Source organism: Kineococcus sp. GCM10028916 (genome assembly GCF_042674865.1).
GTDB lineage: Bacteria > Actinomycetota > Actinomycetes > Actinomycetales > Kineococcaceae > Kineococcus.
Window position 1 is genome coordinate 328,423 of record NZ_JBHTFM010000001.1, and the last position, 21,252, is coordinate 349,674.

21 protein-coding genes are annotated in these 21,252 nt (G+C 73.5%); 15 read left to right on the forward strand and 6 right to left on the reverse strand.

Going from position 1 to position 21,252, the window contains the following annotated elements; translation table 11 throughout:
- Positions 1-11 precede the first annotated feature (11 nt).
- A complete protein-coding gene (locus ACFQ46_RS01590; protein WP_380256511.1) occupies positions 12-1,148 on the forward strand; it encodes an AAA family ATPase in 1,137 nt (378 codons plus the stop codon).
- 3 nt (positions 1,149-1,151) lie between these two features.
- Positions 1,152-3,329, forward strand: coding sequence for a VWA-like domain-containing protein (locus ACFQ46_RS01595; RefSeq protein WP_380256513.1), 2,178 nt, complete (start codon positions 1,152-1,154; stop codon positions 3,327-3,329).
- A gap of 90 nt (positions 3,330-3,419) precedes the next feature.
- Here the strand turns inward: ACFQ46_RS01595 and ACFQ46_RS01600 are convergent, their stop codons facing one another.
- On the reverse strand, positions 3,420-4,286 hold the full coding sequence (locus ACFQ46_RS01600; protein ID WP_380256515.1) for an enoyl-CoA hydratase/isomerase family protein: 867 nt from the start codon (positions 4,284-4,286) through the stop codon (positions 3,420-3,422).
- A 142-nt stretch (positions 4,287-4,428) separates the two neighbouring features.
- Here ACFQ46_RS01600 and ACFQ46_RS01605 point away from each other — a divergent pair, with 142 nt between their 5' ends.
- Complete coding sequence (locus tag ACFQ46_RS01605) at positions 4,429-5,046, forward strand: TetR family transcriptional regulator (RefSeq protein ID WP_380256517.1); 618 nt, start codon at positions 4,429-4,431, stop codon at positions 5,044-5,046.
- A 158-nt stretch (positions 5,047-5,204) separates the two neighbouring features.
- Here the strand turns inward: ACFQ46_RS01605 and ACFQ46_RS01610 are convergent, their stop codons facing one another.
- Positions 5,205-5,831, reverse strand: a complete 627-nt coding sequence (locus tag ACFQ46_RS01610; protein ID WP_380256519.1) for a hypothetical protein — start codon at positions 5,829-5,831, stop codon at positions 5,205-5,207.
- A gap of 52 nt (positions 5,832-5,883) precedes the next feature.
- Between ACFQ46_RS01610 and ACFQ46_RS01615 the strand changes: the two genes are divergently transcribed.
- The 4 genes from ACFQ46_RS01615 to ACFQ46_RS01630 all read left to right on the forward strand — a co-directional run bounded on the left by ACFQ46_RS01615 (position 5,884) and on the right by ACFQ46_RS01630 (position 10,589).
- Positions 5,884-6,441, forward strand: a complete 558-nt coding sequence (locus ACFQ46_RS01615; protein WP_380256521.1) for a hypothetical protein — start codon at positions 5,884-5,886, stop codon at positions 6,439-6,441.
- Positions 6,442-6,463: 22 nt separating this feature from the next.
- Complete coding sequence (locus ACFQ46_RS01620) at positions 6,464-7,777, forward strand: hypothetical protein (RefSeq protein ID WP_380256523.1); 1,314 nt, start codon at positions 6,464-6,466, stop codon at positions 7,775-7,777.
- Positions 7,778-7,851: 74 nt separating this feature from the next.
- On the forward strand, positions 7,852-9,735 hold the full coding sequence (locus tag ACFQ46_RS01625) for an ABC transporter ATP-binding protein (protein WP_380256525.1): 1,884 nt from the start codon (positions 7,852-7,854) through the stop codon (positions 9,733-9,735).
- Positions 9,736-9,800: 65 nt separating this feature from the next.
- Positions 9,801-10,589, forward strand: a complete 789-nt coding sequence (locus tag ACFQ46_RS01630) for a DUF4190 domain-containing protein (RefSeq protein WP_380256527.1) — start codon at positions 9,801-9,803, stop codon at positions 10,587-10,589.
- On the opposite strand, the gene ACFQ46_RS01635 is transcribed toward ACFQ46_RS01630, so the two are convergent.
- The 4 genes from ACFQ46_RS01635 to ACFQ46_RS01650 form a co-directional block, all read right to left on the reverse strand.
- Positions 10,555-10,998, reverse strand: a complete 444-nt coding sequence (locus ACFQ46_RS01635) for a MarR family winged helix-turn-helix transcriptional regulator (protein WP_380256529.1) — start codon at positions 10,996-10,998, stop codon at positions 10,555-10,557. The genes ACFQ46_RS01630 and ACFQ46_RS01635 overlap by 35 nt on opposite strands.
- Positions 10,982-12,085, reverse strand: a complete 1,104-nt coding sequence (locus ACFQ46_RS01640) for an LLM class flavin-dependent oxidoreductase (RefSeq protein ID WP_380256790.1) — start codon at positions 12,083-12,085, stop codon at positions 10,982-10,984. Before ACFQ46_RS01640 ends, ACFQ46_RS01635 begins: the two co-directional genes overlap by 17 nt.
- Positions 12,086-12,161: 76 nt before the next feature.
- The gene (locus ACFQ46_RS01645) at positions 12,162-13,628 is read right to left on the reverse strand and encodes an amino acid permease (protein ID WP_380256531.1); all 1,467 of its coding nucleotides are present in this window, start codon (positions 13,626-13,628) and stop codon (positions 12,162-12,164) included.
- A gap of 20 nt (positions 13,629-13,648) precedes the next feature.
- Entirely contained in the window at positions 13,649-13,870 is a 222-nt protein-coding gene (locus ACFQ46_RS01650) for a DUF5703 family protein (RefSeq protein ID WP_328296056.1), read from the reverse strand.
- 72 nt (positions 13,871-13,942) lie between these two features.
- On the opposite strand from ACFQ46_RS01650, the gene ACFQ46_RS01655 reads away from it, so the two are divergent.
- The 8 genes from ACFQ46_RS01655 (at position 13,943) to ACFQ46_RS01690 (ending at position 21,248) form a co-directional block, all read left to right on the forward strand.
- Positions 13,943-14,254, forward strand: a complete 312-nt coding sequence (locus ACFQ46_RS01655) for a primosomal protein (protein WP_380256533.1) — start codon at positions 13,943-13,945, stop codon at positions 14,252-14,254.
- 130 nt (positions 14,255-14,384) lie between these two features.
- A complete protein-coding gene (locus ACFQ46_RS01660; RefSeq protein WP_380256792.1) occupies positions 14,385-15,227 on the forward strand; it encodes an undecaprenyl-diphosphate phosphatase in 843 nt (280 codons plus the stop codon).
- Between the two features lie 115 nt (positions 15,228-15,342).
- A complete protein-coding gene (locus ACFQ46_RS01665; RefSeq protein WP_380256535.1) occupies positions 15,343-16,674 on the forward strand; it encodes a glycosyltransferase family 4 protein in 1,332 nt (443 codons plus the stop codon).
- Positions 16,665-17,339 carry a YveK family protein gene (locus ACFQ46_RS01670; RefSeq protein WP_380256537.1) on the forward strand — a complete coding sequence of 225 codons (675 nt, stop codon included), beginning with the start codon at positions 16,665-16,667 and terminating at the stop codon, positions 17,337-17,339. Before ACFQ46_RS01665 ends, ACFQ46_RS01670 begins: the two co-directional genes overlap by 10 nt.
- A 7-nt stretch (positions 17,340-17,346) precedes the next feature.
- A complete protein-coding gene (locus tag ACFQ46_RS01675; RefSeq protein WP_380256539.1) occupies positions 17,347-18,399 on the forward strand; it encodes a glycosyltransferase family 2 protein in 1,053 nt (350 codons plus the stop codon).
- Positions 18,396-19,622, forward strand: a complete 1,227-nt coding sequence (locus ACFQ46_RS01680; protein WP_380256541.1) for a hypothetical protein — start codon at positions 18,396-18,398, stop codon at positions 19,620-19,622. Before ACFQ46_RS01675 ends, ACFQ46_RS01680 begins: the two co-directional genes overlap by 4 nt.
- The gene (locus ACFQ46_RS01685) at positions 19,615-20,811 is read left to right on the forward strand and encodes a CDP-alcohol phosphatidyltransferase family protein (protein WP_380256543.1); all 1,197 of its coding nucleotides are present in this window, start codon (positions 19,615-19,617) and stop codon (positions 20,809-20,811) included. The genes ACFQ46_RS01680 and ACFQ46_RS01685 overlap by 8 nt, the downstream gene beginning before the upstream one ends.
- Complete coding sequence (locus ACFQ46_RS01690) at positions 20,808-21,248, forward strand: adenylyltransferase/cytidyltransferase family protein (protein WP_380256544.1); 441 nt, start codon at positions 20,808-20,810, stop codon at positions 21,246-21,248. The genes ACFQ46_RS01685 and ACFQ46_RS01690 overlap by 4 nt, the downstream gene beginning before the upstream one ends.
- Positions 21,249-21,252 lie beyond the last annotated feature (4 nt).

Genomic DNA, 21,252 nt, shown 5'->3' on the forward strand with positions numbered 1-21,252 from the left:
ACAATGGCGGCATGAGCCAGCGCCACACCGACACCTGCAACGCCCTTGGTGTTGCCCTGCTCGCCGACGTGCCCGTCATCCTGTGGGGCCCTCCCGGTCAGGGGAAGTCCTCGGTGATCCAGGAGCTGGCGAGCGGGATGGGCGCCCACCTGGAGACCGTCATCGCCTCCATCCGCGAACCCAGCGACTTCGCGGGTCTGCCCGTCGTCGACCCCGCCACCCGCACGGCCTCCCTCGCGGCGCCGTCGTGGGCGGTGCGCCTGCGCGACGCCGTGCTCGAGGAGGGCCGCACCGGGATCCAGTTCTACGACGAGGTCTCCACCGCCCCGCCCGCCACCCAGGCGGCGCTGCTGCGCCCGATCCTCGAGGGCGTCGTGGGGGACCTGCGCCTGCCCGACGGGGTCCGCACGATCGCCGCGGCGAACCCGCCGGACGTCGCCGCCGACGGCTGGGACCTCGCCCCGCCCGTCGCGAACCGGTTCGTGCACCTCACGTGGGAACTCGACGCCGACACCGTCCGCGAGGGGTTCACCACGGGCTGGCCGAGCGTCGCCGTGCCGGTTCTCGAGGAGGCCGCGGTGGAGGCCCTGCTCGCGCAGACCCTCGCCGTTGTCGGGGTGTTCCTGGGGTCGAAACCGGAACTGGTCACCCAGATGCCCCGCACCTCCGAGGAGGCCGGCCGCGCCTTCCCGACGCCGCGGTCGTGGGAGATGGCGGCCCGGTTGCACGCCTACGCCACCGCGGCGGGGATGAACAGCACCGTGGTGACGATGCTGATGGCCGGGACCGTGGGCATCACCGCCGGCGGGATGTTCCTGAACTACCTGCGTGAACTCGACCTGCCTGATCCCGAGACCCTGCTCGCCGACCCCGACGTCTACGTCGTGGACCGCCGCCGCACCGACCAGACCTACGCGGTCGCGGCGTCGGTGTGGTCGGCGACGGCCGCGCGCAACACCGCGCAACGCTGGGTCAACTGCGGGGTCGTCCTGGCGGTGATCGCCGAGAGCGGCAGCGCCGACATCGCCTTCTCCTACGGCCGGGCCTGGGCCGCGGCCCGCCCCGCCGGTGCGCTGCCCACCGCACGGATCGTCAAGGGTCTGGCGCCCATCCTGACCGAGTTGAACCTGCTCACCACGAAGGGCTGAGCCGTGGAGGAGACCCTGCTGCGCCAGGCGAACCTGCGCCTGGCCGCCGGCCGCGCCAAGGCCACCGACCTCATGCCCTACCTGGCCGACGCCCTCTACGCGGTGAAGGCGATCCCCAGCGGGGACCTCCCGACGCTGGCCATCGACGGTCGCTGGCGCATGTACTACAACCCCGAGTTCGTCCTCACCACCTCCGTCGAGGAGGTCGCCGGCGCGTGGCTGCACGAGATCGGCCACCCCCTGCGCGAGCACGGTGAACGCTTCGCCGCCCTGCGCGAACCTCCCGAGCGGGTGCCGCTGTGGAACCGGGCCGCCGACACCGCCATCAACGCCGACCTGCGCCTCGCGGGGGTCCGGCTGCCCGCCGTGAAGGCCTGGTACCCCGAACGCGTCCCCGGAGCGCGGGAGGGCATGACCGCGGAGGAGGTGTACCGGCTGCTGCTGGCCGGACCGCTCGGCCGCCGCCTCGCGCAGCGTGACCCGGCCCTCGTCCTGCTGCCGGACACGCTGCGGGAGGACGAGATCCCCGCGACGCTCCTGTGCCTGACCCGCGACCCGGTGCTGGCGGGGTCCAGCACGGTCGAGGTGCTGGGCGCCGACGGTGAACCCGTCGTCGGCGCGGCCGGACGGTTCGAGGTGCGCGACCCGCGGGGTGGGACCCTCGTCCTGAACCCGCCGCTGCCGGCGGGCCGCTACGAGGTCGTGCTCACCCACGGGACCGAGCAGAGCTCGGCCCACCTGACGATCACCGCACCCAGCCTCACCTTCCGCCCCGACCACCTCACCCGCGCTCGGGAACCCGCGGAGAAGATCGTCGTGGTGGGGGAGGACACCCACTTCGGGCCGTCCTCGCGGGTCCACGTCCTGCACCCCGACGGCCGCGCCCTGGACGTCGTCTCGGCTCTCACCCCGATCAGCGCGACCCGTCTGACCTTCGAGCTGGGGCCCCTCCCCGACGGCGCCTACCGGATCCGGGTGCGCAGCGGCGACGAGGTCGTCCAGGCCGTCCTCCCGATCGGCCTGCCCCACCTCGACCTGCAACCGTCGAACCTCCCGAGCGGGTTCGTCGTTCCCGTCGAACTCTCCGGGCAGGTCGACGACCTCACCCTCGACGACACCACGGCGCTCGCCGTCCTCGACGACCTGGGGATCGAGGTCGACGGCGCCGCGGGGCCCCCGCGGTTGCGGGGCGGTTCCCTCGTGGACGTCTCGATCGAACGCCCGCTGGACGACGGGACCTACGTGGTGGTCCTCACCACCGGCGAGGCCCGGGCGTCGGCGCCGTTGACGGTGGGTGGGGAGAGTTCCCCGGACGGCGAGGGTTCCTCGGACTCCGAGGACGAACCCGAGCAGGAGCAGAACTCCGAGGACGGTCCCGAGGCCGGTTCCGGTGCGGGAGCCGGTCAGGAGGAGACGACCGACGACTGCGGATCGGGGGCCGGTGGGACCCGGCGACCCTGGGAACAGGACGAGACCGGCACGGACGAGGACGGTCGCGACGACGGCAGCGTCGACGCCGGACGGGGCGAACTCATCCGCCAGCAGACCGCCCGCAACGTCCTCGAGCACGCCCGCAGCCGGGGTTCCGTCCCCGCCGGGTGGGAACGCTGGGCCACCCTCGTCCTCGAACCCCGGGTCGACTGGCGCAAGGAGATGAACAGCGTCACCCGCCGGGTCAGCGCCAACGTCGCCGGGATGCGCGACTACACCTACGCCCGACCCTCCCGCCGCGCCGCCTCGGTACCCCACGTCGTGCTGCCCTCGATGCGCCAGCCCCGCCCCCCGCGCGTCGCCGAGGTCGTCGACACCTCCGGCTCCATCAGCGACGAGATGCTCTCCCGCGTCCACGCCGAGACCGAAGCCATCGTCAAACGCTCCCGCGGCGAGGGGGTCACCGTCATCGCCTGCGACGCAGCCGCTTCCCGCCCACGCACCGTCCGGGCGATGAGCGACGTCACCATGGTCGGCGGCGGTGGCACCGACATGCGCGTCGGTCTGCAGGTCGCCGCGCAGGCCCGTCCCCGCTTCGACCTCGTCATCACCATGACCGACGGCGACACCCCCTGGCCGGAAGCCCCACCGGCCGAGAACCCCGACGCCCGCTACGTCGCGCTGCTGCTCGACGGGGACCGCACGACCGTCCCGACCTGGATGCACAAGATCGTCGTCGAGGACGACTGATCGAGCGAGGTCGCCTGCGCGGGGTCGACCCGTGCTCGCCCTCCGCCGATCCCGTACCGACCCCGTACCGATCAGGGTGCGGATCGCGGGTCAGAGCCGGCGGATGAGGGCCTCGAGGTCGATCTCGCCGTCGCGGGTCTGCATGCCCGCCTCGAGCAGCTCGCGGGCCCGTTCGGCGGCGGCGGGGGTGAAGAGGGGGCCGAGGAGGGCGTTCTCGGTGGCCAGGCCCTGGCGGGTGACGGGGCTGGGAGCGGCGCTCACGGCCTGCTTGACGGCAGCGACGATCTGCGGCTCGAGCGCGCCGATGCGGCGGGCGAGGGCGTCGACGAACGCGTCGATCTGATCGGCGGGCAGGGCCCGGTTGACCAGGCCGTAGCGTTCGGCGAGTTCGGCGTCGACGAGCTCGGCACCCAGGAGGATCTCCAGGGCCCGGGCGCGTCCGACCAGGGAGGTCAGGTACTGGGTCCCGCCGCCGCCGGCCATGATGCCCATGAGGACCTCGGGCTGGGCCTGACCGGCGGTGCCGACGGCGGCGAAGCGCATGTCCAGGGCCATCAGGAACTCGTTGCCGCCACCGCGGGCCAGCCCGGTCAGCTTGCCGATGGTGACCTGGGGCAGGGCGCGGACCTCTTCGTGCACGACCTGCATGAGGTTGAGGTCGGTCGGGAAGTCGGCGTCGGGGTTGGCGGCCACGGTGGCCGCCCCCGCGGCGGCGAGGGTGTCGGGTTCGGTGATGAAGCGGGTGTCGCCGTGGGCGATGAACAGGTCGGGGTCGGCGCTGTCGAAGACGACGACCCGCACGTCGGGGTCGTGGCGGACCTGGGCCACGAAGCGGCGCAGGGAGGGCAGCAGGGTGGCGTCGAGGAGGTTCAGCGGGGGGTTGTCGATGGTGACGGTGGCCACGCCGCCGGCGACGGCGACGTGCAGGGCGGGCAGGTCGTAGGACGTGGGGGACACGTGGGTCTTCTTCCTCGAGGTCGGTGACGTTCCCGGAGCCGGGGAGCAGATGAGTCTGCGTTCCCCGTCTGGAACTGAGTGTCAGGTTACGAAGTGAGTTCCAGATGTGCAAGTGAGTACGTCCTTCTCGTAGGCTGGGCGGGTGAGTGGACTGAGCACGCGTGCCATCAGCCGTGCCGCGGTGCGCCAGGAGCTGGCCGCCGTCGCGCTGCCCCGCTTCGTCGACGTCGGCTTCGACGCGGTGACCTTCGACGACCTGGCCGGCGCGGCCGGGGTCTCGCGCAGCACCTTCCTGCGCTACTTCGCCAGCAAGGAAGACGTCGTCCTGCACGTCTTCGACCCGCTCGGGGAGCAGATGACCGCCGCCCTCGCCGCCCGGCCACAGGCGGAGGAGGACTGGACGGTGCTGCGGCGCGCCGTCGACCCGGCGGTGCAGCTGATCGCCGCTGACCCGGAGGCGGGTCTGACGCTGCTGCGCCTGGTGTGGTCCACCCCGGCGTTGTGGGCCGGACTGCACGAGAAGCACGGCAGCTGGCGTCCACCCCTGGTGGACCTGCTGGTGCAGCGCTCGACGGCGTCAGCGGCGCAGGCCCCGGCACTGCTCGCGGTGCGCACCCGGGTCATGGCCGCCCTGGGCTGCCTCATGGTGGCCTTCGACGCGTGGATCGAGAGCGGCGGGACGCAGCCGCTGGACGCACTCACCGACGGCGCCTTCGCCGCCCTCGCCCCGAGCGGGGGAGAGTCGCCGCGGTCCCGGTGAGGTCCCCTGGCCGGCGTCCTGCTCCAGGCGCAGCGCGGGGAGACCGGCCCGGCGGTCGCCTCAGCTCGTAGGTGTCCCCGCCCTGGAGTCGGTGGTGGTGGCGATGACGACGGCGATGCAGGAGAAGGCGCTCCGACGCGCCCACCCCTGCGGCCACGTCACCGCGAGGCCGACCCCGAGAACGCCACCATCGTCCGCACGACCTCCCACCCGTCCTCGCGCCCCGCCAGCGCCAGCGCCTCCTCCGCCCCGAACCCCGCCTCCTGCACCGCGACCATCCACTCCTCGCTCCACCCGTCCCGCAGACCCACCACCAGCACCCCGACGTCGCCCACCGCCAACGCCAGCTCCACGCTCATCTCCCGCACCGTCCCCGTCACCACCTCCGGCGACACCCCCGGGTGCTGCGCCCGCAACCACGCCCGCACCGCCACCGAACGGTGGCGACGCACCCACGACCGCAACCACATCTCCGTCACGAACGCGTCGTCGTCCCCGAACTCCTCCGCCGACATCGCCGCCACCCCCGACAACGCCCGCAACCGCCCGTAGTCCGGCAACGACCCCACGTCCACCTCCGGCGCCACCCGACGCGAGGGGACACGACGCCCCACCTGACGACGCGGAGGACCCACCACCCCCGCCACCTCCGCGGCAGGACGCACCGGCGGGCGCACCGCCCACACCAGCACCGTCAACAACGCCGCCGGCGTCGGCCGCGGCCACGCCAGCTCGTCCCAGTGCGCAGGCAACGGCTCCGCACGACCCCCAGGCAACGACTCCACGCCGAGCACCCTGACAGCCACCCCCGACACAGCCCCGACATACCCTCGGGACGTGCCCGCCCGCAGGCGTCACCGCCGCCCCCGACCCGGGCCACCCCCACCACGGTTCGTCCTCGACGCCACCGACCTCCTCGCCCCACCCCCCGGCCGCCCCGACCCCAACTGGGGCCTGCCCCGCGTCCTGTGGAGCGGCAAGGACCAACCCCCCTTCGACTGGCCCGCGGCGCTCGCCGACCTGCACCGCCACCTCCTGCTGCCCGACCTCGCCCGCGAGACCGGCCACCACGTCGAGGTCACCGCCCTCGGCACCCGCGTCGTCGCCACCCACCTCGACGGTCGGCCCCTCCAGCGCGGCGAACCCACCAGCGTCCTGCGCGCCCACCACGTCCTCGCCGGCCACCGCCGCACCCTCGAGCCCGCCCACGTCCTCGCCTACGCCCGCCTGCACGCCGACCTCGCCCCCCACCTGCCGGGGATGGACCTCACCCTCGTCCTCGCCGCCGCCCACGCCGGCCTCAGTGCCGCCGAGATCGTCCAGGCCCACCGCGACGGGACCCTGACCCTCGAGAAGGTCGAACTCCTCGCCGCGCTCCTCCCCGGCTGGGCGTGACCCAGCGACTACCGTGCCGCGCGTGCCACCCCGCCTCGTCGTCCCCACCGAGGACCTCTTCGCCTGGACGCTGACCGGGCGGGACGCACTCCTCACCCACCCCGACGACGACCCACGCACGGCCGTCTCCCCCGAGCGCTACGCCCTCCACCACCTCCTGGCCCGGGGCCGTCACGTCATGGCCTTCGGCCCCACCGTCGTCGCCGACCTCCTCGGCGTCCTGCCCGCCGACCTGCCCGCCGACCTCCCCGCCGACCCTGAGGACCACCCCGACCTGCACCGCCACGTCGAGGAGCGCTGGGAGGCCACCACGGAGCACCGGGCCTCCCTGGCCCCGAGAGCCGTCCCGGACGACGAGTGCGACCGGCGCGCCGTGCACACCGTCCTCGACGTCGTCCCCGTCCCCGTGCTGGCGCACCTGCTGCGCTGGGCGGGCGAGGACTGGCCGGCCCGCCGCACCGGCTGGCCCACCCACCTCAGCTGGCCGGGCGGGGACACCCGCGGCCGCTTCGCGGACCGTCCCCACCTCCTCCGCGTCCTCACCCCCACCACGAGCCTCAGCCCGGCCCAGCGCACGAACGTCCACGCCTGCCAGGACGCGGGGCTGGAGGTCGTCCTGCTCCGGGTGAACTCCTTCGGCGACCTGCCCGACCCCGGCCCCGAGGCGCTCGGACTGCAGACCACCCCGCCGCAGGGGTGCGCGGCGTGCCGGCCCGCCCTCGACGTCGAGCCCCCGCACGACCTGCTGCCGGGCGAGTGGCCGCTGCCCCGCTTCCTCGGTCCCGGGGTCCCCGAGCAACGTCACGACCACCACCTGCGGGCCCACCTCGCGCGCACCCGCCCGGTCCACACCGTCAGCGCGGAGGTCGCCGCCCTCCCGTTCGACGTCCTCACCGCGGAGGCGCTGACCCTGCTCGTGCACCCGGGCGCCTGGCGCAGCTCCCGCGACAACGGCCGCCGTCACCTCGCCCCCGCGCAGCGACGCCACCGCGACCTCGTGGGCGACCCGCACCTCGCCCACGAGGCGCAGCACCGGGCCGACGCCTTCCGCGACGCCCTCACCAGCCGGGGGGACGGCGGGAGCCTGCGCGAGGCCGCCGTGGCGGCCGGCTGGTTCCTCGCCCTGCAGGGTTTCGACGTCCTCGCCGTCCGGGACGCCGCCCGCGAGGTCGAGCGCGTCCTGCGCGACGACGCGGCCGGGCCCACCACCTCGGCGCTGCGGTCGCTGCGGTTGCTGTCCCTCGGGTTCACCGGTGCGGAACTGCTCGAGATGCACGCCACGGGGAACTACCCCGACGAGGTCACCCTGGACTTCCTCGGCGTGCTCCGCGGCTGACGTCGCAGTCGATTCCCCGGTCGTCGCCGGGACCGGGTGGAGCTGCAGCGCGCTGCACCCCCTAGCGTCGAGCCATGAGCATGGAGAACGTCGCCAGGACCTCGATGTGGCGGGCGATGGCCGCTCCCGACCAGAAGCCCTTCCGCCCCGGCACCGTCCGTCGCGTCCTCGCGATGGCCCGCGAACGTTCCCGCCGCCTCACCCTCTTCGTCAGCGGCAGCGTCGTGCTGGCCGTGCTCGCCGTCGCCACCCCCGTCCTCGCGGGCCGGGCCATCGACGCCGTGGGGGCCGGCGACCGGGGTCGGGTCGTCACCATCGCGCTCCTCATCGCCGCGGTGGCCCTGGCCGAGTCCGGCCTCGGCCTGGTCGTGCGCTGGCTCTCCTCCACCCTGGGCGAGGACCTGATCCTCGACCTGCGCACCCGCGTCTACGACCACGTCCAGCGGATGCCCGTCGCGTTCTTCACCCGCACCCACACCGGTGCCCTGGTCAGCCGCCTCAACAACGACGTCCTCGGTGCGCAACGCGCGTTCAGCGACACCCTCTCCGGCATCGTCAGCAACGTCGTGGCCGTCGTCCTCACCGCCGTCGTCATGATCGGCATCTCCTGGCAGATCACGCTGATCGCCCTGGTCCTGCTGCCGATCTTCGTCCTCCCCGCCCGGCGGATGGGCCGTCACCTCGCCCAGCTCTCCCGGGAGGCCGCCGTCCTCAACGCGGCCATGATCAACCAGACCACCGAACGCTTCTCCGCCCCCGGGGCGACCCTCGTCAAGCTCTTCGGCCGACCCGACGAGGAGTCCCGCTCCTTCGCCGGCGCGGCCCGTTCCGTGCGCGACATCGGGGTCAAGAGCTCCATCCGCCAGGCCGTCTTCGTCACCGCCCTCACCACCGTCTCCGCGCTGGCGCTCGCGGTCGTCTACGGGGTCGGCGGGCTCGCGGCGATCGCGGGCACCCTCAACGCCGGCAACATCGTCGCGCTGGCCCTGCTGCTGACCCGGCTCTACGCGCCGCTGACGGCGCTGGCCAGCGCACGGATCGACGTCATGAGCGCGCTGGTCAGCTTCGACCGGGTCTTCGAGGTCCTCGACCTCGTGCCCCTGGTGCAGGAGAAGCCGACGGCGACCACGGTGCCCGCCGGTCCGGCGGGGGTGGAGTTCGAGAACGTCCGCTTCGCCTACCCCGCCGCCTCGGAGGTGTCGCTGGCGTCGCTGGAGGAGGTCGCGACCCTCGACACCCGGGGCGGGGTGGAGGTCATCCACGACGTGTCGTTCCGGGTCGAGCCGGGTCAGGTCGTGGCCATCGTGGGGTCCTCCGGCGCGGGCAAGTCGACGCTGGCCCAGCTCCTCGCGCGCCTCTACGACGTCGACCACGGCACCGTGCGGGTGGGGGGTCGCGACGTCCGCGACCTGACGTTCGCCTCGGTGCGCGAGACCGTGGGGGTCGTGACCCAGGACGGGCACCTGTTCCACGAGTCGCTGCGCTCGAACCTGCGCCTCGCCGCTCCGGGGGCGAGCGATCAGGAGTTGTTCGAGGCGCTGGGCCGGGCCCGGCTGGGGGAGCTGGTGGCCGCGCTCCCGGACGGTCTGGACACGGTCGTGGGGGAGCGGGGGTACCGCTTCTCCGGTGGGGAGCGGCAACGGCTCACGATCGCGCGGTTGCTGCTGGCCCAGCCCCGGGTCGTGGTGCTCGACGAGGCCACGGCGTCGTTGGACACCACCTCCGAGGTCGCCGTCCAGGCCGCGTTGGACGAGGCGCTGGAGGGTCGGACGGCGATCGTCATCGCCCACCGGCTCTCCACCGTGCGCAACGCCGACCTGATCCTCGTGCTCGAGGCCGGTCGGGTCGTGGAGCGGGGAACCCACCACGAACTGCTGGCGCGCGGGGGTCGCTACGCCGAGCTGCACCGCCACAGCTCCTTCGCCCCGGCGCCGCCGCAGGGGGGTCCCGTCGACTGATCCGACCGGGCGAGACGGACGCACGCCCGGCCACCGGGCGAGGTCCGTGGTGCTCCACTGGAGGGATGTCCTCGCCGTACCCCGCGCCCCCGCCGTACCTCCAGCCGCCCCCGCAGCAGCAGCCGTCGCCCGCCCTGGCGGTCGTGTCCCTGGTCGCGGGGATCCTCTCGGCGGTGCTGGCGCCGGTGATCGGCCTGCTCGCGCTCGGGCTGGGCGTGGCGGGGATCGTCACGGGCGCGATCGCGCTGACGAAGCGCACACCGGGGCGTGGCCTGGCGATCGCGGGCCTCGTCACCGGCGGGGTGGGGGCCCTGGTCGGCGTCGTCGTGACGGTCGTGCTGTTCGTGGTCTACGGCTCGTTCCTGCTGCTGGGGATCAGCGGTGCCCTCGACCAGGAGTGGGCGGAGGGGGAGTACGACTCCGCGCCGCAGCCCTACGGCGACTCCACCGGGGCGTCGGTGGGGGAGTTCGGCTACGGGGAGTCCGCGGCCCTCGACCAGTACGTCGTCAGCGTGGACTCCGTCCACACCGAGGGCGACGTCCTCTACGCCGACCTCAGCGCGCAGTACACGGGGAGCGACACCGGCAACGCCTACGACGACCTGTACGGCTACCTCGACTCCGCCGACGGCGAGGAGTTCTCGGCGACGGACTGCGGGGAGGCCGTGAGCCCCGACGCCTACGACCTCCCGGACCTCTCACCGGGCCAGACGGTGACGTTCCAGGTGTGCTTCGCGGGCGTCGAGGACCCGGCCGGGGCCGCGGTCGAGGTCGTCGACGGCGAGGGGCTGGGCTCCTACGGCAGCTGGAGCGACGCGCTCACGCCGGGAGGACCTTCGCACACAGGCGTGTGAGTTCCGCGAGTTCGTCGCGGTCGAGGACGGACAGCTCCCGGGCGATGCTCGCCGCGTGCCGTCCGCCCACCTCGCGCCGCAGCGCGGCGCCGTCAGCGGTGAGCGCGACGACGACGCCGCGCCCGTCGGCGGGGTCGGCCTCGCGGGTCAGCAACCCCTGCCGGGCGAGGCGGTCCACCAGTCGGCTCAGGGAGGGTTGCGGGAGGTAGACGTCCGCGCTGAGCTCGCCGAGGCGGCACCGTCCCTGCGGGGAGCGGGAGAGCGTGTAGAGCACGTCGTACTCGCGCACGCTCAGCCCGCCCCACACGTCCTGCTCGGCGAACCGGCGCAGCAACGTCGACTGGACCCGGAACAACGCCTCCCAGGCCTCGACGGCCGCACCGGTCCGGCCCTCAGACGACGGCGGCACCGGCGGCCTTCGCGTCGCGCGCCGCGACCCGCGCGGCGTGCGAAGGCGGGTCGCTGGGGACACCGGCGGGGCGCCGCGCCTCGAACTCCTCGCGCAGCACGGGGACGACGTGCTCCCCGAGCAGGTCGAGCTGCTCGAGCACCGTCTTCAGCGGCAGCCCCGCGTGGTCCATGAGGAACATCTGGCGCTGGTAGTCGCCGAAGAACTCCTGGAAGGTCAGCGTCTTCTCGATCACCTGCTGGGGGGAGCCGACGGTCAGCGGGGTCTGCGCGCTGAACTCCTCCAGCGAGGGCCCGTGCCCGTAGACGGGGGCGTTGTCGAAGTAGGGGCGGAACTCGCGCACCGCGTCCTGGGAGTTCTCGGCCATGAAGACCTGGCCGCCGAGGCCGACGATCGCCTGCTCGGGGGTGCCGTGGCCGTAGTGGGCGTAGCGCTCCCGGTAGAGGTCGATGAGGCGGATGTAGTGCTCCTTGGGCCAGAAGATGTTGTTGGCGAAGTACCCGTCGCCGAAGTAGGCGGCGATCTCGGCGATCTGCGGGGTCCGGATCGATCCGTGCCACACGAAGGGCGCCACGCCGTCCAGGGGACGGGGGGTGGAGGTGAAGCCCTGCAGCGGGGTGCGGAACTCCCCCTCCCAGTCGACGACGTCCTCGTCCCACAGCCGGCGCAGCAGCTGGTAGTTCTCCACCGTGAGCTCGACGCCGCGGCGGGGGTCCTGACCGAACCAGGGGTAGAGGCGCCCGTCGTTGCCCCGGCCCAGGACGAGGTCGACGCGGCCGTCGCTGAGGTGCTGCAGCATCGCGTAGTCCTCGGCCATGCGCACCGGGTCGTTGGTGGTGATGTGCGCGATGGACGTCGAGACGGTCAGGCGGGTGGTGCGGGCGGCGATCCACCCCAGCAGGGTGGTCATGGCGGACGGCACGAACGGGGGGTTGTGGTGCTCGCCGACGGCGAAGACGTCCAGGCCCACCTGCTCGGCGTGCTCGGCCATGGTCACCAGCGCCTTGATGCGCTCGTGCTCGGTCGGCTCGCGACCGGTGGTGGGGTCGGGGGTGATGTCGCCGACGCTGAAGATCCCGAACTGCATGACCCGCTCCTCCTGGAAGTCCATGCGTTTGCATGTACTTCGTTGAAGCGTACAGCACTACGGGTTGTTCCCGGCGTCAGGCCCGGGCGAGCCGGGAGTGCCGGTAGCCGTAGGCGGCGTAGACGCCGAGCCCCAGCGCCATCCAGATCCCCAGCCGGACCCAGCTGATCCCCGGCAGGAAGCCCATCAGCACCACCGCGGCCACCGCCGAGACCACCGGCAGGACGGGCACCCCCGGCATCCGGAACGCGCGCGGCAGGTCCGGGCGGGTGCGGCGCAGCACGATCACCCCGATCGAGACGAGCACGAAGGCGAACAACGTGCCGATGTTCACCATCTCGGCCAGGTCGGAGATGGGTGTCAGCGCCGCGACGACCGCGACGACGACACCGGTGACGACGGTGATGCGCACCGGGACGCCCCGGCGCTCGGACACCGTCGAGAACCACGCCGGGATGAGCCGGTCGCGCGCCATCGCGAAGAGCACCCGGTTCTGCCCCAGCATGAGGATCATCATGACCGTCAGCAGCCCCGCGACCGTGCCGACGCTGATGAGCGTCGCGACGAGGTCGGCCCCGACGTCGCGGAAGGCGTTCGCCAACGGCGCCTCCACGCTGATCCGGTCGTAGCGGACCATCCCCGTGATCACCAGCGACACCAGCACGTAGAGCACGGTGCAGATCGCCAGCGACCCGAAGATGCCCCGGGGGACGTCGCGCTGGGGGTTCTTCGTCTCCTCCGCGGCGGTCGCGACGATGTCGAACCCGATGAAGGCGAAGAAGACCAGGGCCGACGCGGTGAACACCCCGCCGATCCCGAACGTGCCCAGAGGCACCCCCAGGTCCGCCCAGAGCGAGGGGGCCACCGGCGCGGCCGAGGCGCCCGCGGACCCCGTCGGCGGCACGAACGGCGACCAGTTCGAGGTCTTCACGAAGAACAACCCGGCCACGATCACCACCGCGACGACGGCGAGCTTCACGCACACGACGACGGCGTTGAAGCGGGCCGACGTCTTCGAGCCCACGCAGAGCACCGCCGTCAGCGCCAGGACCACGGCGGCCGCGATGAGGTTCGGCTGCGTCGGGCCGGGGGAGTCGGAGTACAACCACCCCGGCACCTCCAGGCCGAGGGTCTGGTCCAGGAGGTCGGCGGCGTAGCCGGACCAGCCCACGGCGACGGTCGCCGCGCCGAGCGCCAGCTCGAGCACGAGGTCCCAGCCGATGATCCACGCCACCACCTCACCGAGGCTGGCGTAGGAGAACGTGTACGCCGACCCCGCCACCGGGACGGTCGAGGCGAACTCCGCGTAGCACAGCGCCGCGAGCGCGCAGACGATGCCGGAGACCACGAAGGACAGCGACACCGCTGGCCCGGCGCGGGTCCCGGCCGCCTCCCCGGTCAGCACGAAGATGCCCGTCCCGATGATGACCCCGACCCCGAAGACCGTCAGGTCCCAGGCCCCCAGCGTCTTCTTCAGCCGCTGGCCCGGTTCGTCCGTGCTCGCGATCGCGTCCTCGACGCTCTTCGTCCGGAAGATTCCCACGGCGTCGCAGCGTAGGACGCTCAGGCCGTCCTGGCGACGCGGATGATCTTGCGACGCAGCCAGACCTTGCGGCTGCCGCCCATGTAGAGGCGCACCCGGGCCAGCTCCCAGTGCCCGTACTCGGCGTGCTCGGTGAGCAGCCGCCGCGCGTCGGAACGGGTGGTCTCGCGGGACAGGGTGAGGACGCGGTACTCGTACTGCTCCGCCGCGGAGGTGCCGGAACGCCCGGTGTGATCAGACATCCCCACCATGATGCACCCGACGCGGTGCACCCGACGCGCTACCCGGGGGTGGATCTCCGATACGGTCGCTGCATGACGGACGACCCGCGCGCGGCCCTCGCACGACTCGTGGCCACGCTCGAGGACCACCTCGCAGCCTCGGCCAACCGACGCGGGGAGACCGACCCTGCCGTCGCCGACGCCTACCAACGGGTCGCCGACGCCTTCGAGGCCTACGAGGAGGCGCTCTACGACGCCTACGACGAGGTCACCCCGTTCGTCCTCTACGACGACGTCGAGGACGACCGCGAAGACGACGACGAGGACGACGAGGACGACGACCCCGAGGACGACGAGTCCGACTCCGACGACGAGGACTCCGAGGACCCCCCCACCCCCTTGTGAGGGTTCGGTGCCCTGCGCGTGAGCGCGCAGGAGAGCGAGGCGGGGGAGCCGCTAGCGTTCCCGTCGTGCTCACCGCCGTCCCGCCCACCGCCCCCACCCACCGACCGGGCGGGGGTGCCCGCGCGTGAGCATGGGCATCGTCGAGGGCGCCTTCCTCGGTCTCGTGCAAGGACTCACCGAGTTCCTGCCCATCTCCTCCAGCGCCCACCTCGCCATCGTCGGGACCCTCATCGGGGCCGACGACCCCGGCGCGGCGTTCACCGCCATCTGCCAGCTCGGCACCGAGGCCGCGGTCATCGGCTACTTCCGCAAGGACATCGCCCGGATCATCAGCCGCTGGGTGCAGTCCCTGCTCGGCCGCGTCCCGCGCACCGACCCCGACGCCCGGATGGGCTGGCTGGTCATCCTCGGCACCCTCCCCATCGGGGTGCTCGGCCTCCTCTTCCAGGACTCCATCGAGACCGTCCTGCGCGGGTTCGTCGTCATCGCCACCACGCTCTGGCTCTTCGCCCTCGTCCTCGGCGCGGCGGACCGCTTCGGGGCCAAGGAACGGACCCTGGACCAGCTCACCTGGAAGCACGGCGTGCTGTTCGGACTCGCCCAGGCGCTCGCCCTCATCCCCGGGGTCTCCCGCTCCGGCGGCACGATCTCCATGGGCCTGCTGCTCGGCTACACCCGCGAGGCCGCCGCCCGCTACTCCTTCCTGCTCGCCATCCCCGCCGTCGTCCTCTCCGGCTTCTTCCAGCTCTTCAGCGAGGTCCACGACGGGGCCGCCGTGGCCTGGGGCCCGACGATCGCCGCCACGATCGTCGCCTTCGTCGTCGGCTACGTCGTCATCGCCTGGCTCATGCGCTTCATCTCCACCCACAGCTACCGCGCGTTCGTGCTCTACCGCCTCGCCGCCGCCGCCGTGGTGTACGTCCTCGTGCTCACCCACGTGCTCCCGGCCTTCAACGGCACGAACTTCGGATGACCCGTGACACTCCGCGTTCGAAAACGGAGAAACGTGACCTGATCGGTCGATGACCCGCTACCGTGCGTTCACGGATGTCACGGAACCGCCGGGGGGGCCGACTGTGGAACGCCGCATGGGGACGACACGCCCACGCACAGGACGAACGAGCGACCTGCGCATCCAACGCGCGCCCGAACTCGTCCACACCGCCCGGGCCGCCGACGGCCTCGACGTCACCCTCGTCGGACTGAACTACCTGCCCGAACCCACCGGCATCGCGCCCTACACCACCGGCGTCGCCCGCGGCCTCGCCGCCCGCGGCCACCGCGTCCACGTCGTCACCGGCATGCCCCACTACCCCGCCTGGCGCCGCGACCCCGACTACCCCGGGGTCGTGCGCCACGAGAACGACGGCGACGTCCACGTCACCCGCGTCTGGCACCCCGTGCCCAGCGCCCCGCTCGGCGCCGGCCGCGTCGGCCTCGAAGCAGGGTTCGCCCTCGCCGCCGGCGCCGCACTCACCCACCACCGCCTCACCCGCACCCCCACCGACGTCGTCGTCGCCGTCAGCCCCGCCCTGCTCTCCGTCGCCGCCGCCCTCGCCCACGGCCACGCCGCCCACGCCCCCGTCGGCGTCGTCGTCCAGGACGTCTACAGCCGCACCGCCGTGGACACCACCAACGCCGGGGGAGCCGCCCTGCGCGTCGCGGCCCGCCTCGAAGGCCGCCTCCTGCGACGCGCCACCGGCGTCGCACTCGCCCACGAACGCTTCCGACCCGCCGTCACCGCCCTCGGCGTCCCCGCCGACAACCTCACCGTCCTGCCCAACTGGACCCACGTCACCCGCGCCGACGCCGCCGCCGGAACCGCCGTCCGCACCCGCCACGGCTGGGACCCACGCACCCCCGTCGTCCTGCACGCCGGGAACATGGGCGCCAAGCAGCACCTCGAGAACGTCCTCGCCACCGCCCGCCTCGCCCTCGCCGACGGCGCCCCCCACCACTTCGTCCTCCTCGGCGACGGCGCCCGCCGCCGCGCCCTGCAGGCCCTCGCCGCCGACCTGCCCAACGTGCAGTTCATCGACCCCGTCCCCGACGCCGACTTCACCGCCCACCTCGCCGCCGCCGACGTCCTGCTCCTCAACGAACTACCCGGCCTGCACGACATGTGCGCGCCCAGCAAACTCACCTCCTACTTCGCCGCCGGCCGCCCCGTCCTCGCCGCCACCCACGACGACTCCGCCGCCGCCGCCGAACTCGAGAACGCCCGCGCCGGCCTCCGCGTCGACCCCGGCGACCCCGCCGCGGCGCTCGCCGGTCTGCGCCGCCTCGCCGAACGACCCGACCTCGCCGGCCGCCTCGCCGCGGCCGGCCCCACCTACGCCGCCAGCCGCCTCGGCGCCGGGGCCGCCATCGACGCCTACGACCACTGGATCCGGGATCTCGGGGAGACGCCGTGGAACTGATCGACCACCTCCGCCTCGTCGGCCGCCGCTGGACGTGGATCGTCGCCGGCCTCCTGCTCGGCGCGCTCGCCGCCGGCGGCTGGGCCTACCTCTCGCCCCGCAGCTACGCCTCCAGCACCGAACTGTTCGTGGGCAGCGTCCTCAACGGCCAGAACGACTCCGGCGGCGGGTCCTACTCCGCCTCCCAGTTCGTCCTGGGCCGCATGAGCACCTACGCCCAGCTCGTCGACTCACCCGACATCGCGACCAGCGTCGACACCCGTGTCGGCCTCGGGCTCAGTGCCGCGCAGTTCGCCGACTCCGTCACCGCCACCGTCCCGCCGGGCACCGTCCTGCTCCGCGTCACCGCCCACGCGGCCACCCCCGAACACGCCCAGGACCTCGCCGGCGCCACCGCCGACGCCCTCGCCACGACCATCGAGACCCTCGAGCAGGACACCTCAGGTGGCAAGCAGATCGTCGACGCCACGGTCACCAGCCCCGCCACCGCGCCCACCACCCCCTCCTCACCGGACGTCCCCACCGGCATCGGGATCGGCCTCGCCGCCGGCCTCGTCCTCGGCGTCCTCGCCGCCACCGCCCGCGACCAGGCCGTCCGCCGCCGCGCGCTCACCCTCGAGGACCGTGACGTCGACGACCCGGAACACCTGCTGGCCCGCAGGTGATCTCCCGATGACCCCTCCCCGCGTCGGCATCGTCCTCGCGGTCCACAACGGCGAGCACCACCTCGCCGCCGCCCGGGCCCAGGTCGAGGCCCTCACCGACCCCGACCTGCAGCTCCTCCTCGTCGACGACGCCTCCACCGACTCCACGTCCGAGACCCTGCGCACCTGGGCCCGCGACGACCCCCGCGCCACCCTGCTGCGCAACAGCACCCGCACCGGGGTCGCCGGCGCCCGCAACCGCGCCCTCGACCACGTCACCGCCGACTACGTCTGGTTCACCGACTGCGACGACGAGTGGTCGCCCGACATCACCGCACGGCTGAGCGAACGCGCCCGGCGCACCGACGCCGACGTCGTCGTCTGCGACGCCTGGACCCGTCGGGCCGACCGCGCCACTCGGACGCCGCTGGGAGAACCGCTGCAGGAGAACGTGACCGAGCCCGTCGACGCGTTCCGCCGGCTGCTGCGCGGGGAGCTGCAGGGCCACCTGTGGAACAAGCTCTTCCGCCGCGAGCTCTTCGAGGCCCGCGGTGACCGCCCCGCCGTCCGCTTCCCCGCCACCCGCGCCCACTCCGACCTGGCCGGCGTCGCCACCCTGCTCGCCCGCTCGCAGCGCACCGAACTGCTCGACGAACGCCTCTACACCTACGTCCTGCACGAGGGGTCCATCCTCAACAGCCGCGAGACCCGCACCCGCGACCTGCTCGACGTCCGCGACCACGTCCGTGCCCAGGTCGAGGTCCTGCGCCGCGAGCACCCCGGCCACCGCGACGAGCTGCGCGACGACCTGCTCCTCTTCGAGTACCGCTTCGTCTACCTCGCCCTGCTCAACGACGCCATCCGCCGCGACCGCCGCGAGCCCGCGGGCCGTGGCCCCTGCGCCAGCCGCGACGCCCGCAGCGCCATCACCCTCGGCGGGCTCCTCCGGCTCAGCCGGCACGGCCGCCTCGGGGTCGCCGCCCCCGCCGCGGCGGTCAAGTTCGCCTACCCGCTCTACGCCGCCGCCTACACCGCCTACCGGCGCCGCAAGTGGGGCACCGTCGGGTTCGGTGCCTCGTGAGGCGTTCGCTGAACGCCCTCCTCGACCAGGCCGCCTCCAGCGCCTCCAACGTCCTCGCCCTCGTCCTGCTCGCCCGGGCCCTCGACGCCGACACCTTCGGTCGCTTCTCCCTCGGCTACGCCGTCCTGGTCCTCGTCCTCTCCCTCACGCGCGCGGCCCTGGGCACGCGGATCACCCTCACGCCCGACCACGACCACGCGCACCGGGTCACCGCCGGGGTCCTCGGCGCGCTCACCCTGCTCGCCGTGCCCACGGCCGCGGTCGTGACCGGAGCCGGACTGCTGCTCACCAGCGGACACGACCCCGCCCTGCAACTCCTCGTCGGCCTCGCGACCCCGGTGGTCTGCGCCCAGGACGTCCTGCGCTTCGGCGCCGTCGCCGCCGGGCGACCCGGCGTCGCCCTCGTCTCCGACCTCAGCTGGCTCGCCCTGGTCGGCGTCGCCCTGCTGCTGCGCACCGACAGCCGCACGACGCTGCTCGTCTGGGCCGGTGGCGCCGCGCTCGCCCTCGTCGTGGCCCTCGTCGGCCTGCGCACCCGCCCCGACGTCCGCGCCGGCCGGGACCTGCTGGTGCGCCTCGCGCGACGCGAGGACCCCCTCGCCGCGTCGCTGGCCGCCAACAGCGTCATCGCCTCCCTCGGGCTGCTCGCCGTCCTCACCGTCGCGGCCCACCTCATCGACCCCGCCGCCGCCGGCAGCCTGCGGGCCGCCGCCACCGCGATGGGTCCCGTCAACGTCGCCTTCGCCTACGTCTCCCTCAGCCTCGCCCCGACCCTCGTGCGCCGCGCCCGCGACGGCGACCGCCGCTTCTGCGCGCGCGCCGCCCTCGTCCTCGGCGTCGGCACCGCGCTCTGGGGGACGTGCCTCCTGCTGCTGCCGGACAGCTGGGGACGCACCGCGTTCGGCGAGACGTGGACCGGGGCCGCGACCGTCCTGCCCCTCACCGTCACCGAGTACGTCCTCACCGCGCTCGGGACCGCCGCCGTCCTGGGCCTGAAGGTCCGTGAACACGCCGGTGACCTGCTGCGCCAGCGCGTCGTCGCCACCGTGCTCTCCGTCGTCGCCGGCACCGCGCTGGCCGCGACGACCGGCGACGTCCGGGCCGTGGCCGCCGCCGTGGCCCTCGCCGCCGGGGTCCAGACCGGCCTCGGCTGGCACAGCCTGCTCACCCGGCCGGCGCCCGAGCCGGCGCCCGCCCGAACCCTGCGGAACGCCGATGCCTGACGACGAGACGACCCGCCTGTCCACCCCCGGTTCCGGTCATCCCGGTCATCCCGGTCATCCCGGTCATCCCGGTCATCCCGGTCACCGTCTCGCCGACGGGCGCGTGGGGTTCGCCGCCGGCGCCTTCGACCTCTTCGACGCCACCCAGCTGCACCTGCTGGAGGACGCCCGGACCCGCTGCGACCTGCTCTGCGTCGGCGTCGCCACCGACGAGCTCGCCGAGCTCCTGCACGGCCGGCGGCCCGTGGTCCCGTTCACCGAACGGCTCCTCATCGTCTCCGAACTGCGCTGCGTCGACGTGGCCCTCGCCCTGGACCACCCCGACACCCTGGAGGTCTGGGAGTCCGTCCGCTTCGACGAGCTGTTCGTCGACGACCGCTCCCCGGCCGACGACCGCACCCAGGACCGACTGCACGAGATCGGGGTAGAAGTGACCCACCTGCACGCCGAGGGGACCCCCGCGCCCGAGGCCGGGGACGCGTCGGTGCGCAGCCACCACGAACGACTGCGCACCGCCCAGAAGCCGTCCCGCGGCGTGTCGCTCTACTCCTCCCGGGTCAACCGCCCCGCCGGTCGCTGGCTCGCGGCCCTGGCCGCGACCCTGCGGCTGACCCCGGACCAGATCACCTGGGCCAGCGCGTTCGTGTCCCTGCTCGGCGCGGCCCTCATCGCCCTGCCGACGCCGGGGCCGCTGACGGGGGCCCTCGCGGGGCTCGCGCTGGTCTTCGCCTTCGCCCTCGACTCCGCCGACGGGCAGCTCGCACGGTTGACCGGCGGCGGTTCGCCCGCGGGGGAGTGGCTCGACCACGTCGTCGACTGCGGGGTGAAGGTCTGCCTGCACTCGGCGGTGCTCATCGCCTGGTACCGCAACGGGGTGAGCGGTGGGTGGCTCCTCGTCCCGCTGCTCTTCGTCCTCGTCTCGCTGGTGATGTTCCAGGGCGGGACCCTGGCGGCCAAGCTGCACGAGGCCCGGGGCGGCGGCCGGTCCGAGGCGACCGGAGCCAGTCGGCTGTCCCCGGTGCTGCTGCTGCCGGTCGACCACGGCGTGATCAGCGCCGCGTTCCTGCTCTGGGGCTTCCCGCAGGTGTTCGGGTTCGCCTACCTGGCCCTGGCCCTGGCCCACACCGCGATGCTCGTCGCCCTGTCGCGGCACTGGTACGCCCAGCTCGCCTCCGACGGTGCGCGGTGACCGGCCGCTCGCGCGGGACCCTCGGCCACCGCGCCGTCACCGGCTACGTGCCCGGGGTGTTCGACATGTTCCACATCGGCCACCTCAACATCCTGCGCCGCGCGCGGATCCACTGCGACCACCTCATCGCCGGGGTCGTCTCCGACGACGTCGCGCTCGCCCAGAAGGGCCGTCGGCCCGTCGTCGGCGAACGGGAACGGCTGGAGATCGTGGCCGCCATGCGGGTCGTCGACGCGGTGCACCTCGAGACCACCACCGACAAGCTCGCGACGTGGACCGACGTAGGGTTCGACGTCGTCTTCAAGGGTGACGACTGGAAGGGAAGCCCCAAGTGGATGCACCTCGAGAAGGAGTTCGCCGCCCGCGGCGTCAGGGTCGTCTACCTCCCGTACACGCCGGTGACCTCCAGCAGCGAACGGCGCGAACTCACCCGCTGAGGAG

Bases quoted from the DNA above. Each gene is read 5' to 3' on its own strand.
- ACFQ46_RS01590 (WP_380256511.1), top strand. From the start codon at position 12: ATGAGCCAGCGCCACACCGACACCTGCAACGCCCTTGGTGTTGCCCTG.
- ACFQ46_RS01625 (WP_380256525.1), top strand. From the start codon at position 7,852: ATGAGCATGGAGAACGTCGCCAGGACCTCGATGTGGCGGGCGATGGCC.
- ACFQ46_RS01630 (WP_380256527.1), top strand. From the start codon at position 9,801: ATGTCCTCGCCGTACCCCGCGCCCCCGCCGTACCTCCAGCCGCCCCCG.
- ACFQ46_RS01640 (WP_380256790.1), bottom strand. From the start codon at position 12,085: ATGCAGTTCGGGATCTTCAGCGTCGGCGACATCACCCCCGACCCCACC.
- ACFQ46_RS01650 (WP_328296056.1), bottom strand. From the start codon at position 13,870: ATGTCTGATCACACCGGGCGTTCCGGCACCTCCGCGGCGGAGCAGTAC.
- ACFQ46_RS01655 (WP_380256533.1), top strand. From the start codon at position 13,943: ATGACGGACGACCCGCGCGCGGCCCTCGCACGACTCGTGGCCACGCTC.
- ACFQ46_RS01660 (WP_380256792.1), top strand. From the start codon at position 14,385: ATGGGCATCGTCGAGGGCGCCTTCCTCGGTCTCGTGCAAGGACTCACC.
- ACFQ46_RS01665 (WP_380256535.1), top strand. From the start codon at position 15,343: ATGGGGACGACACGCCCACGCACAGGACGAACGAGCGACCTGCGCATC.
- ACFQ46_RS01675 (WP_380256539.1), top strand. From the start codon at position 17,347: ATGACCCCTCCCCGCGTCGGCATCGTCCTCGCGGTCCACAACGGCGAG.
- ACFQ46_RS01685 (WP_380256543.1), top strand. From the start codon at position 19,615: ATGCCTGACGACGAGACGACCCGCCTGTCCACCCCCGGTTCCGGTCAT.